The sequence below is a fragment of the Paraburkholderia lebeckiae genome (assembly GCF_050436225.1).
Taxonomy (GTDB): domain Bacteria; phylum Pseudomonadota; class Gammaproteobacteria; order Burkholderiales; family Burkholderiaceae; genus Paraburkholderia; species Paraburkholderia tuberum.
The window spans coordinates 302247-318537 of the sequence record NZ_JBNDLU010000002.1 but is presented as its reverse complement, the minus strand read 5'-3'; the positions used below and the strand labels follow the sequence as shown (position 1 = coordinate 318537).

At 64.5% G+C, this 16291-nt stretch carries 16 protein-coding genes and 1 pseudogene; 9 read left to right on the top strand and 8 right to left on the bottom strand.

Annotated features, from left to right (window positions below):
• Positions 1 to 390: 390 nt before the first annotated feature.
• From lpxK to OKW45_RS16210, 5 genes are all read left to right on the top strand, one after another.
• Complete coding sequence (gene lpxK / locus OKW45_RS16230) at positions 391 to 1407, top strand: tetraacyldisaccharide 4'-kinase (RefSeq protein ID WP_429469825.1); 1017 nt, start codon at positions 391 to 393, stop codon at positions 1405 to 1407.
• On the top strand, positions 1388 to 1591 hold the full coding sequence (locus OKW45_RS16225; RefSeq protein WP_007180583.1) for a Trm112 family protein: 204 nt from the start codon (positions 1388 to 1390) through the stop codon (positions 1589 to 1591). The genes lpxK and OKW45_RS16225 overlap by 20 nt, the downstream gene beginning before the upstream one ends.
• Positions 1592 to 1777: 186 nt before the next feature.
• Positions 1778 to 2572, top strand: a complete 795-nt coding sequence (gene kdsB, locus OKW45_RS16220) for a 3-deoxy-manno-octulosonate cytidylyltransferase (protein WP_429469823.1) — start codon at positions 1778 to 1780, stop codon at positions 2570 to 2572.
• 210 nt (positions 2573 to 2782) lie between these two features.
• Positions 2783 to 3448 carry an adenylate kinase gene (gene adk, locus OKW45_RS16215; protein WP_018421625.1) on the top strand — a complete coding sequence of 222 codons (666 nt, stop codon included), beginning with the start codon at positions 2783 to 2785 and terminating at the stop codon, positions 3446 to 3448.
• A 258-nt stretch (positions 3449 to 3706) separates the two neighbouring features.
• On the top strand, positions 3707 to 4465 hold the full coding sequence (locus OKW45_RS16210; RefSeq protein WP_429469821.1) for a 3-hydroxyacyl-CoA dehydrogenase: 759 nt from the start codon (positions 3707 to 3709) through the stop codon (positions 4463 to 4465).
• Positions 4466 to 4592: 127 nt separating this feature from the next.
• Here the strand turns inward: OKW45_RS16210 and OKW45_RS16205 are convergent, their stop codons facing one another.
• On the bottom strand, positions 4593 to 5435 hold the full coding sequence (locus OKW45_RS16205) for a SirB1 family protein (RefSeq protein ID WP_429473293.1): 843 nt from the start codon (positions 5433 to 5435) through the stop codon (positions 4593 to 4595).
• A gap of 5 nt (positions 5436 to 5440) precedes the next feature.
• Positions 5441 to 6991 (bottom strand): murein biosynthesis integral membrane protein MurJ, encoded by a 1551-nt coding sequence (murJ, locus tag OKW45_RS16200; protein WP_429469819.1) that lies wholly within the window; start codon positions 6989 to 6991, stop codon positions 5441 to 5443.
• A 505-nt stretch (positions 6992 to 7496) separates the two neighbouring features.
• Between murJ and rpsT the strand changes: the two genes are divergently transcribed.
• Positions 7497 to 7775 (top strand): 30S ribosomal protein S20, encoded by a 279-nt coding sequence (gene rpsT / locus OKW45_RS16195; RefSeq protein ID WP_018421629.1) that lies wholly within the window; start codon positions 7497 to 7499, stop codon positions 7773 to 7775.
• Between the two features lie 157 nt (positions 7776 to 7932).
• Here the strand turns inward: rpsT and OKW45_RS16190 are convergent, their stop codons facing one another.
• Positions 7933 to 8280: a DUF3579 domain-containing protein gene (locus OKW45_RS16190; protein WP_018421630.1), complete on the bottom strand. Its 348-nt coding sequence runs from the start codon at positions 8278 to 8280 to the stop codon at positions 7933 to 7935.
• A 506-nt stretch (positions 8281 to 8786) separates the two neighbouring features.
• Here OKW45_RS16190 and argF point away from each other — a divergent pair.
• Positions 8787 to 9716 (top strand): ornithine carbamoyltransferase, encoded by a 930-nt coding sequence (argF, locus tag OKW45_RS16185; RefSeq protein WP_018421631.1) that lies wholly within the window; start codon positions 8787 to 8789, stop codon positions 9714 to 9716.
• Positions 9717 to 9851: 135 nt separating this feature from the next.
• On the opposite strand, the pseudogene murB reads toward argF, so the two are convergent.
• A pseudogene (murB, locus tag OKW45_RS16180) lies at positions 9852 to 10893 on the bottom strand (UDP-N-acetylmuramate dehydrogenase).
• Positions 10894 to 11161: 268 nt separating this feature from the next.
• Here murB and OKW45_RS16175 point away from each other — a divergent pair.
• Positions 11162 to 11647 carry a YajQ family cyclic di-GMP-binding protein gene (locus OKW45_RS16175; RefSeq protein ID WP_018421633.1) on the top strand — a complete coding sequence of 162 codons (486 nt, stop codon included), beginning with the start codon at positions 11162 to 11164 and terminating at the stop codon, positions 11645 to 11647.
• A 95-nt stretch (positions 11648 to 11742) separates the two neighbouring features.
• On the opposite strand, the gene plsY is transcribed toward OKW45_RS16175, so the two are convergent.
• Both plsY and OKW45_RS16165 read right to left on the bottom strand, forming a co-directional pair.
• Complete coding sequence (plsY, locus tag OKW45_RS16170) at positions 11743 to 12378, bottom strand: glycerol-3-phosphate 1-O-acyltransferase PlsY (protein WP_018421634.1); 636 nt, start codon at positions 12376 to 12378, stop codon at positions 11743 to 11745.
• A 142-nt stretch (positions 12379 to 12520) separates the two neighbouring features.
• Positions 12521 to 13012: an aminoacyl-tRNA deacylase gene (locus OKW45_RS16165; protein WP_429469816.1), complete on the bottom strand. Its 492-nt coding sequence runs from the start codon at positions 13010 to 13012 to the stop codon at positions 12521 to 12523.
• 151 nt (positions 13013 to 13163) lie between these two features.
• Between OKW45_RS16165 and OKW45_RS16160 the strand changes: the two genes are divergently transcribed.
• Entirely contained in the window at positions 13164 to 14726 is a 1563-nt protein-coding gene (locus OKW45_RS16160; protein WP_429469814.1) for a class I adenylate-forming enzyme family protein, read from the top strand.
• A gap of 33 nt (positions 14727 to 14759) precedes the next feature.
• Here the strand turns inward: OKW45_RS16160 and xerD are convergent, their stop codons facing one another.
• Positions 14760 to 15716 (bottom strand): site-specific tyrosine recombinase XerD, encoded by a 957-nt coding sequence (gene xerD / locus OKW45_RS16155; RefSeq protein WP_429469812.1) that lies wholly within the window; start codon positions 15714 to 15716, stop codon positions 14760 to 14762.
• The gene (locus OKW45_RS16150) at positions 15713 to 16183 is read right to left on the bottom strand and encodes a methylated-DNA--[protein]-cysteine S-methyltransferase (protein ID WP_429469810.1); all 471 of its coding nucleotides are present in this window, start codon (positions 16181 to 16183) and stop codon (positions 15713 to 15715) included. The genes xerD and OKW45_RS16150 overlap by 4 nt, the downstream gene beginning before the upstream one ends.
• Positions 16184 to 16291 lie beyond the last annotated feature (108 nt).

The window sequence follows — 16291 nt, the reverse complement described above, 5'->3', positions numbered from 1 at the left end:
GATTTATATGGCGTTTGGATCTGGATAGCGAGCAAGTACTGCGATCCAAAGCGCACGGAATGGCCCTTCCGGACGATCGGACGGCAGGTTCTCCACAAAGTTATCCACAGACTGTGGGCAACCGCACATAGCGTGGAGCGGCGTGCGTTGGACCTTACGCGACTTGCCGGGCGGGACGCCCGCGCGCTACAGTGCCGGGTTCGACGGCATGTCGACCGCGCAGCGCAGCGGAGAGCTTGCCGGCCCGAGGCCACTGGGCGCGGGCCCCTTTCGGCGCGCCGCTCGCACCTCATTTTTTGACCCGTATTCGCATTCGATTGCCCGGAGAACCGCGTTGATGTTGACCCCGCGTAGTGCGCACGGCGCGCAGTCCGTGCTCGCAACCCGCCCATGAGCGAACTCAGCGACCGTCTCGGAGCGCGCCTCTCGCGCGAATGGCAGCAACGTGGGCCGCTCGCCTGGGCGCTGACGCCGCTCGCCTGCGTGTTCGGCGCAGTCGCGGCCGCGCGCCGCGCCGCGTTTTCGCTCGGCTGGCTGAAACCGGTGCGCGTCGGCGTTCCGGTGGTGGTGGTCGGCAACGTGACGGTCGGGGGCACCGGCAAGACGCCGACCGTCATCGCGCTCGTCGAAGCGTTGCGCGCCGCGGGCTTAACGCCCGGCATCGTGTCGCGCGGCTACGGCGCGCGCGTGAGCACGCCGACCCAGGTCACGCCCGGTTCGTCGGCACGGGTCGGCGGAGACGAGCCGTTGCTTATCGCGCGCCGCACCGGCGCACCTGTGTGGGTCTGTCCGGACCGCGTCGCCGCCGCGCAGGCGTTGTGCGCCGCGCATCGCGACGTCGACGTGATCGTCAGCGACGACGGCTTGCAGCACTATCGCCTCGCGCGCGATGTCGAACTCGTCGTGTTCGATCACCGGCTCGGCGGCAACGGTTTCCTGCTACCGGCCGGGCCGCTGCGCGAGCCGCTGTCGCGCCGCCGCGACGCGACGCTGATCAACAATCCATATGCGCGCACGCTGCCCGCGTGGCCGAACACGTTCGCACTGCAGCTCGCCCCTGCCGACGCGTGGCATCTCGACAATCCCGCACTGCGCCGCCCGCTTGCGCAATTCGCCGGTCAACGCGTGCTGGCCGCGGCCGGCATCGGCGCGCCGGAACGCTTTTTCGCCACAGTGCGCGCGGCCGGCCTCGCGCCCACGACGCGCGCGCTGCCCGACCACTACGCGTTCGAGCGCAATCCGTTCACCGACGTCGACGCCGACGCGATCCTGATTACGGAAAAGGATGCGGTAAAATTGGGGGCCTGGCACGACGCGCGCATCTGGGTAGTCCCGGTCGAAGCCGCGCTTGATCACCGCCTCACTGCATTAGTTGTGGAGAAAGTCCGTGGACGCTCGCCTGCTTGAAATCCTCGTCTGCCCGATCTGCAAGGGCCCGCTCAGCTACGACCGCGCCGCGCAGGAACTGATCTGCAACGCGGACAAGCTCGCCTATCCGATCCGCGACGGCATTCCCGTGATGCTCGTCGACGAAGCGAGGCAGACCGTCGAAGGCACGCCGGTCGATCTGAATCCAGGCTCGGTCGCCTGACCCGGCGCGTCGCGGCACCGAGGTGCCGCGACGTCTCGCGCGCGCGGGTCAAGGCAGGCTTCATCAATGCCAACGCCCCTTCCCGCATGCGTTCCAAAATCGATCCGCGGCCGTTTTCGCCGACCCTGCGTGCGCGTCGCGCGCGCAGCCTCTTCCTCCGGCCTGATCGCCGCCCTTCCTGATCCGATGATCCACACCATCCCTCATCCGTTTATCGCCGTCGTGCCGGCCCGCCTCGCGTCGACCCGGCTGCCCAACAAGCCGCTCGCGGACATCGGCGGCAAACCGATGGTCGTGCGCGTCGCGGAGCGCGCGCGCGAATCGGGCGCGCAGCAGGTGCTGGTCGCGTCGGACGCGCAGGAAGTGCTCGACGCGGCGCGAGACCACGGCTTCGACGCGGTACTCACGCGCGCCGACCATCCGTCGGGCACCGATCGTCTCGCGGAAGTGGCAACACGTTTCGGCTGGAGCGACGACACGATCGTCGTCAACGTGCAGGGCGACGAGCCGCTGATCGACCCGGCGCTCGTGCGCGGCGTCGCCGCGCATCTGGCAACGACGAGCGACTGCGCGATCGCGACGGCCGCGCATCCGATCACCGATTCCGCCGAAATTTTCAATCCGAACGTCGTCAAGGTCGTGCCGGATGCGCGCGGCGTCGCGCTGTATTTCTCGCGCGCGCCGATCCCGTGGGCGCGCGACGCATGGCAACCGCACTGGCCCAACGTCGCGTCGATGCCGACGCCGCCCGCGCCCGCCGTCGTATACCGGCACATCGGCCTGTACGCGTATCGCGTGAAATTTCTGCGCACGTACCCGAACCTCGCGATCTCGCCGATCGAGCAGGTCGAAGCGCTCGAACAGCTGCGCGCGATGTGGCATGGCGAGCGCATCGCGGTTCTCGTCACGCAAGACGTACCGTTGCCGGGGGTCGATACCCCCGCCGATCTCGCGCGCGTACGGGCCTTATTCGGGTCTTGAGCGCGGGAAGCCGTGGCATAATCGAACGGTTATGCGCGTCTCCCAGCGCAGGCGACACTCGGGTTATCCCGGTCGCGCCGTGCGGATCTTGCAGCGCCGTCGTATTCGACGTGCAGCGCGAGGTAGCCAACGGTAGCCGATGCGGAACCTGCGAGAATCGCCGGGAGGCATGCCGCGTCAACAAGAATTCACATAGATCTGGAGATATCCATGCGTTTGATCCTGTTGGGTGCACCGGGTGCCGGCAAAGGCACTCAGGCCAACTTCATCAAGGAAAAGTTCGGCATCCCGCAAATTTCGACCGGCGACATGCTGCGCGCGGCCGTCAAGGCTGGCACGCCGCTCGGCCTCGAAGCAAAGCGCTTCATGGACGCCGGCGAGCTCGTCACGGATGAGCTGATCATCAACCTCGTGAAGGAACGTCTGCAGCAGCCGGACTGCGCGAACGGCTATCTGTTCGACGGCTTCCCGCGCACGATTCCGCAAGCCGAAGCAATGAAGCAGGCCGGTGTCGCGATCGACTACGTGCTCGAAATCGACGTGCCGTTCGACGAGATCATCGTGCGCATGAGCGGCCGCCGCTCGCACCCCGCGTCGGGCCGCACCTATCACGTGACGTTCAATCCGCCGAAGGTCGAGGGCATCGACGACGTGACCGGCGAGCCGCTGATCCAGCGCGACGACGACAAGGAAGAAACGGTCAAGAAGCGTCTGGCAGTGTACGAATCGCAAACCAAGCCGCTGATCGAGTACTACAACGGCTGGGCGAAGAACGGAGATACGTCGAACTCAGTGAAGGCGCCCCAATATCGCCGCATTTCGGGCCTCGGCAGCGTCGATGAAATTCGCGCCCGCGCGTTCGACGCGCTGAAGTAAGCCGGCTTGGTCCAAACATTACCGCTGTTTTCGTTTGACCAAAACCCGCCCACGTTGGGCGGGTTTTTTTATTTGGCTCGGTGCGCAAACTAAAAGCGGCAAGCGGCGGGGAACGCTCAGCGGAACTAGTTAGTGTTCCATAGCGCTCGCATGCCGCCGCCCGCTTCGCTTTCCGCAGCGCAGCACAGCCGCTACAATCGATCGTCGAAAAATGCTTCGCTCGAGACCGCACTGAACAACCGTAGCAAAGGAGAAGACATGGAAATTCGTGACAACGTGTTCCTGATCACCGGCGGTGCATCAGGGCTTGGCGCTGCCACCGCGCGCCTGCTCGTCGAGAACGGCGGCAAAGTCGTCCTCGCCGACCTGAATCTGGACGCGGGCGAGGCGCTCGCAAAGGAACTTGGCGGCGTTTTCGTCAAATGCGACGTGAGCCGGGAAAAGGACGCGCAACAGGCCGTCGAAGCCGCGACGAAGCTCGGCGCGTTGCGCGGTCTCGTCAACTGCGCGGGCGTCGCGCCGGCCGCGAAGACCGTCGGCAAGGATGGCCCTCATTCGCTCGATCTGTTCACGCGCACGATCTCGATCAATCTGATCGGCACGTTCAACATGATCCGGCTCGCCGCGGTGCAAATGTCGAAGAACGAGCCGAACGCCAACGGCGAGCGCGGCGTGATCATCAACACCGCATCGGTCGCCGCGTTCGACGGCCAGATCGGCCAGGCGGCCTACTCCGCGTCGAAGGCTGGCGTGGTCGGTATGACGCTGCCGATCGCGCGAGACCTGTCGCGCAACGCGATCCGCGTGATGACGATCGCCCCCGGCCTCTTCGAAACGCCGATGCTGCTCGGCATGCCGCAGGAAGTGCAGGACGCGCTCGGTGCCATGGTGCCGTTCCCGCCACGCCTCGGCAAACCGGCCGAATACGCGATGCTCGCCAAGCAGATCTTCGACAATCCGATGCTGAACGGCGAGGTGATCCGGCTGGACGGCGCGATCCGCATGCAGCCGAAGTGAGGATCGCTTAGCGCTCGATCTGGTCGCCGATGCATGGCCAAGGCCCGCATACGGCGATAAAAAACCGCCTGTACATGTGCGACATGTGCAGGCGTTTGTGTTTTACCCAGCGTGAAAACGCGCGTCACTATTCGCCGCCATCATGCCGCGTGCGCTGCCGCAATTCATGCAACTGCGACTCGACCACGGTGGCATCTTCCGCATCGGGGCGATCGCCGAGATAGCTTTCGAGGTCCTCGAGCGCGGGCCGCAGATAATCGAGCCGCGCATACGCGAAACCGCGATCCCGCACTTCCTCGATATTGTCCGGCAGCAGAATGACGAGCCGTTGCTGCACCGCGAGCAGACGTTGCCAACGCTCGGTCTGAAGGTAGATCGCCTTCAGGTTGCGCAACATCCGCGCGACGATCTCGCGACGCGTGGCCGGTTGCAGCAGCATGCGTAGCGCGCGCCCGACCGAATCGCCAGCCGACGCGACGTACGGCTCGAGCATCTCGACCATCTGCGTTTCGGACAGCGAATGACCGGTGGTCGGATCGAGCATCACGTCGCCGTCGGGCGTCGTCACGCGCAGCAGGAAGTGGCCTGGAAACGACACCCCACGCACCGGAACGCCAAATTGCTCGGCCATCTCCAGATAGAGCACCGCGAGCGAAATCGGAATGCCGCGGCGACGTTTGAGTACGACGTTCAGATGGCTGTTGTCGGGGTCGTAGTAATCGTTCAGATTGCTCGCGAAACCGAGTTCGCGGAAAAAGAAACGATTGAGGATGCCAACCTTCTGACGGATGTCGGCATCGTCGGCCATGCGGCGCCGCAACCGCAGCACCAGTTCGTCGATCTCCGCGAGCACCGACTGTAGATCGAGGTCGGGATAGGCATCCTGCGCGATCGAGAGCGCCGTCTCGGTCAGCGGCAGGCTCTCGTCTTCGGCGACGAGCGTACTGAAATAATCGAGAACCCGCGACATGGTGATCACTTCACTCGCCTTTTGAAATACGCGTACTTGAAGCCCATCAGCCAAAGCATACCGAAATACAGCGCGGCGAACAGCACGAGACACGCACCGAGCAACACCATGCGGCTGACCGGCTGGGTATGCATGCCGATCCAGTCGAAGCTGATCGCGAGCCAACGCATCACGCCGGCGAGCACGAGGCACGCTCCGAGCAACTGCACGAAAAACTTGAGCCAGCCGCTCGACGGCATATAAATGCCACGTTTGCGCAGACCAATGAATAGCAGCAACGCATTGACGCAAGCGCCGAGCCCGACGCTCAGCGTGAGACCCGCATGCGCGAATACCGGCACGAACACGTAGTTGCTCAGCTGCGTGACGACCAGCACGCCGATGCCGATCTTCACTGGCGTCTTGATGTCTTGCTTCGCGTAAAAGCCCGGCGCGAGGATCTTGATGAGGATCAGGCCGATCAGGCCGACTCCGTAGGCGGCGAGCGCGCGGCTCACCATCACGACCGCATTGCCGTCGAACTTGCCGTAGTTGAAGAGCACCGCTGTCAGCGGCTGGGCGAAAAAGAATAGCGCGATCGCGCTCGGCGCGGCGAGCAGGAACGTGACGCGCAGTCCCCAGTCGAGCAGCGACGAATACTCATGCGGGTCGGCATCGACGTGCGCCTTCGACAGGCTCGGCAGCAGGATCGTGCCCAGCGCGACGCCGAGCAGCGCGGTCGGAAACTCCATCAGCCGGTCGGCGTAGTTGATCCACGACACCGCGCCGGGGCCGATGTGCGACGCGATGTTAGTGTTGATGATCAGGCTGATCTGCGCGACCGACACCGCGAACATCGCCGGCACCATTTTCGCGAGCACCCGCTTTACGCCGCGATGCGCGAGCGCGCGCAGCGGGTTCAGGCCGATGAGCGGCACCATGTCGATCTTCTTGAGGCCCGGCAGCTGCACGACGAATTGCAGCACGCCGCCGACGATCACTGCCCAGGCGAGCGCATAGACCGGCGTTTGCAGGCGCGGCGCGAGGAATACGGCGGAGACGATGAACGCGACGTTCAGCAGCACGGGCGCGAACGCGGGCAACGAAAAGTTCTTGTACGTATTCAGCACGCCCGACGCCAGCGACGTCAGCGAGATGAAAATGATGTAGGGGAACATGATGCGCGTCATCGCAACCGCGAGCTGGTACGCGTGGCCCTCATGCGCGAGGCCCGACGCGACGACGAACACGACGCCCGACGCGCCGACCACGCCGATCACTGACAGCACGGCGAGCGCCCACGCGAGCACGGTCGAGGTCGCGTCGACGAGCGCCTTGGTGGCGTCGTGGCCTTGCTGGTTCTTGAACTCCGCGAGGATCGGCACGAAGGCCTGCGAGAACGCGCCTTCGGCGGAAATGCGGCGCAGCAGGTTCGGAATGCGAAAGGCGACGTAGAAAGCGTCGGTGTATTGACTGGCGCCGAACGCACGGGCGATCAGCGTTTCACGGGCCAGTCCGGTCACGCGCGACAGCAGCGTGAAGCCGCTGACCGTCAGCAGGGCTCGTAATAGATTCATGGGGCGCTTATTATACGGGTCCCGCCAATGCGGGCGACGAGCCAGAACGCGATTCGGACCGATTTGCCACGCGGACGTTCGCCGCGATCGGCTGGAAAGCGCGATTTTTTGTGTTTTCTGCGGTCTTCCCGTCAGCGCCCCCACCTTCCATCGGCGCCCTCGCAGGAGGGCCAGCACATACGCCCCGACCTGACGCCGCTCCGGTCATCGTGGCGCCGGCGCGTGTTTTCCGTTGTCACGTGCCTGATTTTGTTGCTATAATTGTTGGTTTCGAAGCTTGCTCAGTTTTCGAATGGTCTTCGGACGCGGTTCTCAGGTTGGCGCACCGCCTGTCAATACATCCGGACGCCTCGAAACACGGGCCCGCCTTCGCGTAGTTCGATCGATTTTTTCGACACTTTTGCGCCCTTGGGCAATCGCTTCCAAGGGTTCGGATCGAGAAGCAGCACCTCGCCTCATCTTTGAAGGCCGGGTACTGGAAACAGGAACAGGATAAGGAACCGTCATGGCTAACTCCGCACAAGCACGCAAGCGCGCCCGCCAGGCCGCGAAGGCAAACTCGCACAACTCGGCACTGCGCTCGAAGTTCCGCACGGCTATCAAGGCTGTCCGCAAGGCAATCGACGCAGGCGATCACGCTAAGGCCGCCGAAATCTTCAAGGCATCGTCGAAGACCATCGACATCATCGCCGACAAGAACATCGTTCACAAGAACAAGGCAGCTCGCAACAAGAGCCGCCTCGCTGCAGCCCTCAAGGGTCTGCAAGCGCCCGCAGCGCAGTAATTCCGGTCGGCCCGCTTCGGCGGGCTACCTCCTGTTTCCGCTGCACAAGAAGCCCGCTTTGGCGGGCTTTTTTGTTTTGGTTGAACTGCCAGCCACAAAAAAACCCGCTGCTTGCGGGTTTTTGTTTTTTTGCTTTTGCCAATCCGGCCGACTGACATCAGATGACGTGCCGTTTGGCTTGCGGCGCAGGCGCATGCTCGAGTTCCAGTTCACACGCCTCGGTCACCAGCAGGTCGTTGTCTTTCGCGAAGTTCATAACGAAATCGAAGGCCATTGGTTCGATGTCGCGCAGCCGCGAATCGAGAATCACGCATTTGAGGTCGCCGATCATGATCGGCCGCACGTACAGCGAGTACTGCATATAGGCGTTCGGCCCCTTCCTCACGCCAGGCCCGAACGACGACATGACGCCCGCGAGCCGCTCCGACCAGTCGCTCGGCCGAAATTTTTTTCCGGTCGACGTAATGCCCTGAATGAAATATTCGATTGGAGCTGCTTCGGCCATGTAGAAATACCTGTGTGACTGCCCAGCGGAATGACGACCAACCGGAGACGCCAGTTGTACGCTCGAATTCACCGCAAGCGGCATGTACGGCAAGCGCTTGCAGCCACCTGCGACGTGCGTGGGATCTGGCGCTAACGCAACAATGACGAACCGCACCACGAGAACCGCTGCGGCGAACCGGCTGAACCGCTCTGGCGTCTGTCATGACGGCCACCCCGTGACAGGCTTTCCGCACCGCGCGAGCCGCGTTTCTTCATGCGAAACGCCGGCCTGCTGGGCTTTGGGATAACCCGTAGATTATAGCGCAGCGGGCCCTTTTCCGCAGCGCACACAAGCGCCTTCCGATGCCCCCCGCGAAGCCCGATACGACGCTTTCGAATCGCTTGCGGCGCCTTCCCGCCGACTCGTCAAACGAGGCGAAATCCTTTATGCTGCATTGGGTTACCACCAAACCGACGGCGGCGCAGTCCGGCAACCCTGCCGGGTGAGACCGCCGTATTTGTTTCATGACCGCCAAGAAAATTCGCCACTACCTGCAGTTCAAGGACTTCTCGCTGGAAGACTACGAGTACGTGCTGGAGCGCGCGCGCATCCTGAAACGCAAATTCAAGAACTACGAGACCTATCACCCGCTGCATGACCGCACGCTGGCGATGATCTTCGAAAAGAATTCGACACGCACGCGCCTGTCGTTCGAAGCCGGCATCTTCCAGTTGGGCGGCCACGCCGTGTTCATGAGCACGCGCGACACGCAGCTCGGTCGCGGCGAGCCGATCGAAGACGCCGCGCAGGTCATCTCGCGTATGGTCGACATCATCATGATCCGCACGTTCGGCCAGGACATCATCCAGCGCTTCGCCGAGAATTCGCGCGTGCCGGTGATCAACGGGCTCACGAACGAATACCACCCGTGTCAGGTGCTCGCAGACATCTTCACGTACTTCGAGCATCGCGGTCCAATTCGCGACAAGACGGTCGCGTGGGTCGGCGACGCGAATAACATGCTGTATACGTGGATCGAAGCCGCGCAGATTCTCGGGTTCAGGCTGCGCCTGTCCACGCCGCCCGGCTACAAGCTCGACCGCGCGCTCGTCGCGGCGGAAAGCGCGTCGTTCTACGAGGAATTCGACGACCCGAACGAAGCCTGCACGGGCGCCGATCTCGTCACCACCGACGTTTGGACCAGCATGGGCTTCGAGGCCGAGAACGAAGCGCGCAAGAAGGCCTTCGCGGACTGGTGCGTCGACGCCGACATGATGGCGCGCGCGAATCCCGACGCGCTCTTCATGCACTGCCTGCCCGCGCATCGCGGCGAAGAAGTCAGCGCGGAAGTGATCGACGGACCGCAGAGCGTCGTGTGGGATGAGGCGGAAAACCGTCTGCACGTGCAGAAGGCGTTGATGGAATACCTGCTGCTCGGCAAGCTCAATCACTAAGCGAGCCGCGGGTCCATACACCCGCCGGAACCGCGGGCACAAAAAAGGCGCCGGGAGAAAACTCCCGGCGCCTTTTGCATTCGTCGGCGGCGACGCTCCGCGGGGCAACTCAGCGCGAAAAGAGAGAACTGCCGCTCACAGGCAAACTGGCTCCGCCTCCAGTTCCACGCCAAATCGCTCGAACACGTCGTGCTGGATCGCCCGTGCCAGCGCCAACACTTCCGTGCCGCTCGCGCCACCGCGATTCACCAGCACCAGCGCCTGCCGCTCATGCACGGCCGCCGCGCCCATCGCGCGGCCCTTCCAGCCGCATCGGTCGATCAGCCAGCCGGCCGCCAGCTTCACCCGCCCATCCGCTTGCACATACGACACGACTTCCGGCTCGCGACGCTTCAGCGCCTCGAACTGGGCGGCATCGATTACCGGATTCTTGAAGAAGCTCCCCGCGTTGCCCAGTTCAAGCGGATCGGGCAGCTTCGCACGCCGAACGGCGACGACCGCATCGAAAATGGCTTGCGCGGTCGGCTGCATGGCCGCACCGTCGGCTTGGCCAGCGCTCGCCGCATGACCGCGCGCCGCCAGCTCGCGCGCGAGATCCGCGTAGCCCGCGCGCGGCTGCCACGCCTTCGGCAAACGGAACGTCACCGACGTAATCACGAAGCGCTCGCGCCCTTCCCGCTTGAAAAAGCTGTCGCGGTAGCCGAACCGGCACGCATCGCCGTCGAGTTCGACGGCCTCGCCGGTCGCGAGCTCGATCGCCCGCAGCGACGCGAAGCGTTCGCACATTTCGAGCCCGTACGCGCCGATGTTCTGGATTGGCGGCCGCGCCGACCGTGCCAGGAATCAGCGCGAGATTCTCGAGGCCGGGCATGCCCTGCGCCAACGTCCACGCGACGAACTCGTGCCACGGCTCGCCGCTGGCCGCCTCGACATACCACGCATCCTGATCCTCGCGCACCACGCGGCGCCCGCGCAGCGCCACCAGCAGCACGAGCCCGGCGAAGTCGCCGGTCAGCATGACGTTGCTGCCACCGCCCAGCACGAGGCGCGGCAGGCCCTCGACGCGCGGATCGCGCACCGCGGCGAGCAACTGTTCCTCACGCTCGACCAGGCACGCTAACTGCGCGCGCACGTCGAAGCCGAACGTGTTGTGGGCCTTCAGCGGATAGCCGCCCATGAGGGACGCGACGGCGGGAGCGGCAAGAGCGGATTGGGACATCGGAATGGCAACCGGGCAACGACGGGAAGCAACAGGAAACGACAAAAACAACCAACGACGCGCCTGACGACACGAGCGGCGCCGCCCGCCGTCGCGACGCCGCGCGGCGGCCTTGGGCAAAAGAGAGCGGCGTCGGTAAAATGACGTCCGGTCCGTGATTATAGCGAGTGCCTCGCGCTCAGCCGACCGGCTGTGTCGCGCACTGCCGCACTATTGGGAGAAAGCAATGCCATCGTTTGACGTCGTCTGCGAAGCGAACATGATCGAAGTCAAGAACGCGATCGAGCAGTCCAACAAGGAAATTTCGACGCGTTTCGACTTCAAGGGGTCCGACGCGCGCGTCGAACACAAGGAAAACGAAATCACCGCGTACGCGGACGACGACTTCAAGCTCGGCCAGGTGAAGGACGTGCTGCTGTCGAAAATGGCCAAGCGCAACGTCGACGTGCGCTTCCTCGACTACGGCAAGATCGAGAAGATCGGCGGCGACAAGGTCAAGCAGGTCATCAAGATCAAGAAGGGCGTCTCGGGCGATCTGTCGAAGAAAATCGTGCGTCTGGTGAAGGACAGCAAGATCAAGGTGCAGGCGAGCATTCAGGGCGATGCGGTGCGCATCACCGGTGCGAAGCGCGATGATCTGCAAAGCGTGATCGCGATGCTGCGCAAGGACGTGACCGACACGCCGCTCGACTTCAACAACTTCCGCGACTGAGCGGCACGACGCGCCCAGGTTTGCAACGAGCCTCCCACGGACCCGGAAGCGCTTCGCATCGGGCCATCTGGCGGGGCGAAGCGCTCAGCCCCACTTCAAAGATCGTTGCCCGCCGCCGGACTGGCTGCCTTCTTCTTGTCGCCGATACGGCTCTCCTGCCCCCGCATCAGCTTCGCAATATTGCCGCGATGCCGCCACACGAGCAGCAGGCTCATCACCAGAACCGCGAGCGCGACGATGCGCGGCCCGAACAGAAACACGTAGAAGAGCGGCGCGAACAGCGCCGAGCACAGCGCCGCGAGCGACGAGTAGCGCGTAAAGAACGCGACGATCAGCCAGGTTAGCAAGGTCGCGACGCCGAGCGTCGGGTTGATCGCGAGCAGCACGCCCGCGGCGGTCGCGACGCCTTTGCCGCCCTTGAAGCGGAAGAAAATCGGATACAGGTGACCGAGAAACACCGCAAGCGACGCAATCGCGATCGCGCGCTCGTCGAGCCCGTAACGCGCGCCGAAATGCACGACCAGCCATACCGGCAGCCAGCCCTTGAAGGCGTCGCCGATCAGCGTCAGAATCGCGGCCTTCTTGCTGCCGCTGCGCAGCACGTTGGTGGCGCCCGGGTTGCCCGAGCCGTACGAGCGCGGGTCGTCGAGACCCATCGCGGCGCTCACGATCACGGCAAACGACAACGAACCGATCAGATAGGCAACGACAGCGACGATCAGGTTTTGCATCTGGGACTCTTATAAGGATCGCGGTCTGACATTCGATACCCCAACCGCAACAGGGCATGCCCGTCGAATCAGGGCGGCGCACATTTTACCGAACGCGTCCGCGCGAAAAACATTCAGGCAAACGTCAACCCGCTCGTCGGCGTCAGTCCACGCTCGCGCATTGCACCGGCTTCGCCGCGAGCAGATCGGTAAGCACCTTCGGCTCGATGCTGACGAGAAAGCCGCGCCGCCCGCCGTTCAACCAGATTTTGTCCATCTCGAGAATGGTCGACTCGACATACACCGGCATCTGTTTGCGCGTGCCGAACGGCGACGTGCCGCCGATCAGATAACCCGAATGCCGGTTCGCGACCTCGGGCTTGCACGGCTCGACGCGCTTCACGCCGATCTGCCGCGCGAGGTTCTTGGTGCTGACGGTGCGATCGCCGTGCATCAGCACGATCAACGGCTTCGCGTGCTCGTCTTCCATCACCAGCGTCTTCACGACGTGATGCTCGTCGACGCCGAGCTGGCACGACGATACCGCGGTGCCGCCATGTTCGACGTAGTCGTAAGGATGCTCGCCGAACGTGACGCCATGGCGGCGCAGCAGCTGCGTGGCGGGTGTTTCGGACACGTGTCTGGATTTGCTCATCGGCGCATTGTAATGGCGAGTTTGCACAACGGCTATTTGCCGGATGGCCAATTGTGCGGGTTCGACACTTGTGGCACGATCGTTCGAAAATATGTCTGCGCAGTGCGAGATACCGCGCGCAGGGCTACGAATTGGTAAAGAGGAGACAGTGTTGAAGCAGGCTTCATCCATCCGTTCCACGATCGATATCCCCGCGCTGCTCGCCGCCCTGCCCGCGCGCATCGGCGACATCCCGGCGCTCGCCGCCGCACGCGATCCGCGGCATGTCGCGCTGATCGAAGATGCGCGCCGCCTGACCAACGCGCAACTGCGCGAGGCCGTCGATGCGGCCGCCGCGCTGCTGCGCGACTCGGGCGTGCGCGGCGGCGATCGCGTGATGATCGTCGCGGAGAACAGCATCGCGCAAATCGTGCTGCTATTCGCGACCGCGAAGCTCGATGCGTGGGCGCTCGTGTCGAACGCCCGACTGTCAGCCGCCGAACTCGATTCGATCCGCGCGCATGCGCAACCGCGCGTCGTCGCGTATGCGCTCGAAAGCTCGCCCGACGCACGCCAGCACGCTGAGCGGCATCGAGCGACGCACGCACCCACGCTGTCGCCGGACATCGGCGCATGGTCGTATGTGGTGGACAGCAGCGTGCAAGCCGAAGCCGTCGAACCCGCCAGCGACCGCCAATGCGCGGCGCTGATCTACACGACCGGCACCACCGGCACGCCGAAAGGCGTGATGCTGTCGCATCGCAACCTGCTGTACATCGCGGCCGTGTCGAGCCGGCTGCGCCAGGTCGGGCCCGACGACGTCGTCTATGCGGTGCTGCCGATCTCGCATGTGTACGGCTTCGCGTCGATGTGCCTCGGCAGCCTGCATGCGGGCGCGACGTTGCGGCTCGCGCCGCGCTTCGTGCCGGAAGCGGTGCGCCTCGCCCTCGCCACCGAGCACGTCTCGATCTTCCAGGGCGTGCCGGCGATGCACGCGAAGCTGCTCGAACATCTGCACACGCACGGCCACTCATGGTCCGCGCCGCGACTGCGCTTCGCTTACTCGGGCGGCTCACCGCTCGACGCCGCGCTGAAGGCGCAGGCCGAAGCGGTGTACGGTCTGCCGCTGCACAACGGCTACGGCATGACCGAAAGCAGCCCGACCGTGTCGCAGACGATGGTCGACGCGCCGCGCGCCGATTGCTCGGTCGGCGAAGTCATTCCAGGCGTCGAGGTGAAGTTCGTCGGGCTCGACGGCGTCGAAGCCGCGCCGGGCGAGATCGGCGAGCTATGGGTGCGCGGGCCGAACGTGATGCTCGGCTACTACCGCAACCCCGAGCAGACCCGCGCGACCGTCACCGAGGATGGCTGGCTGAAGACCGGCGACCTCGCCCGGCAGGCCGCGGACGGCGCGTTGCATATCGTCGGGCGCAGCAAGGAGCTGATCATCCGCTCCGGCTTCAACGTGTATCCGGCCGAGGTCGAGCATGTGCTGAACGCGCATCCGCAGGTCGTGCAGTCGGCGGTGCTCGGACGCGCGATCGAGGGCAACGAGGAGGTGATCGCGTTCGTCGAACTGATTTCCGGCGCGACCGTCACGCCCGCGGAGTTGATCGCGTGGTGCGGCGAGCGGCTCGCGCCGTATAAGCGGCCAGCCGAGCTGAAGGTGCTCGCGGCGCTGCCGGCCGCATCGACCGGCAAGATCCTCAAGCACCGGTTACGCCAGTTCGTGTGAAGCGCGCGGGCACCCGCGCGCTTCACGTCGTGCTCACCCGCGCGGATGATGCTGCGCATGCAGCGATTTCAGCCGCTCTCGCGCGACGTGCGTGTAGATCTGCGTCGTCGAAATATCGGTGTGACCGAGCAGCAATTGCACGACGCGCAGATCCGCGCCGTGATTGAGCAGATGGGTCGCGAACGCGTGCCGCAGCGTGTGCGGCGACAACGGCGCATGGACGCCCGCAGCCTGCGCGTGTCGCTTGATGATGTTCCAGAACTGCTGGCGCGTCATGCCTTCCGCGCGTGTCGTCACGAATAGCGCATCGGTCGCGCGCGGGCCGAGGAGCGCCGGGCGCGCCTCGCGCAGATAGCGCTCGATCCACGCGTGCGCCTCTTCGCCGAACGGAACCAGCCGCTCCTTCGAGCCCTTGCCAGTGACGCGCACGACGCCTTCGTTGAGTCCCACCTCGACGGTTTTCAGTGTGACCAGTTCGGTCACGCGCAAGCCGCTCGCGTACATCAACTCGAGCATCGTGCGATCGCGCAAGCCGAGCGGCGTGTCGATGTCGGGTGCGCCGAGCAACGCTTCGACCTGGACCTCGCTCAACGTCGACGGAAATCGCGGCGGCTGCTTCGCCGAGCGGATGCGCAAGGTCGGATCGGCGGCCGCGCGATGCTCGCGCACGGCCCACGCGTAATAGCGGCGAAACACCGACAGCCGGCGGTTCGCCGAGGTCGCCTTGTCCTTTTGCCGCGCCGCGCTGTAGGCGCTCAGGTCGGCTTCGCTCGCGGTGTCGAGCGAAGCGTTGCGCGCGTGCGCGAGCCATTCGCAGAAGAGCCGCAAGTCGCGGCGATACGCGTCGAGCGTGTTGCGCGACAGGCCATGTTCGAGCCACAGCGCGTCGCAGAAGGCGTCGATCGATGCGGAGCTGGTCAGCAGCAGCGGTGATGCGGCGGCCGTGTCTTCGACGTGTACAGCGGTATCGGTGATGGTGCTCGTGCTCATACGTACGGCACACCTTCATGCGCGAGCAACCAGCGCTTCACGTTGCGGAAGAAGCCGTCGCCGCCATCGTGCGCGAAGCCGCCGATGCCGCTCGAACTCACCACGCGGTGACACGGAATCACGATCGGAAAGAAATTGGCGCCGCACGCCTGGCCGACCGCGCGCGGCACGCTGCCGAGCTGCTTGGCGAGTTGTCCGTAAGTCAGCACGACGCCGGGCGGGATGTCGCTGATCGCCTGCCACACGCGCCGCTGGAACGCGGTGCCGCACTCGGCGAGCGGCAGCTCGAATTTCGCTGACGCGTGCTCGAAATAACGCTCGATTTGTTCGGCCACCTCGCGTGCGAGCGGCGTGTCGGGCGCGACGTTGGGGGTCGAGCCGGGCAGATATACGATCTCGCGCACGGCTTCGCCTTCGAGCCGGATGCCGATCTTGCCGAACGGCGCATCGATCACTGAGTTGAACATGATTGCCTGCTCCTCTAGGGTCTGTTTACATATGGAACGCACGTGCGAATGCCCGCTATCGGCCGCAGGGCAAGGAGTAAGGAGCGCTGCGTGGCCGCGCCACGTGAG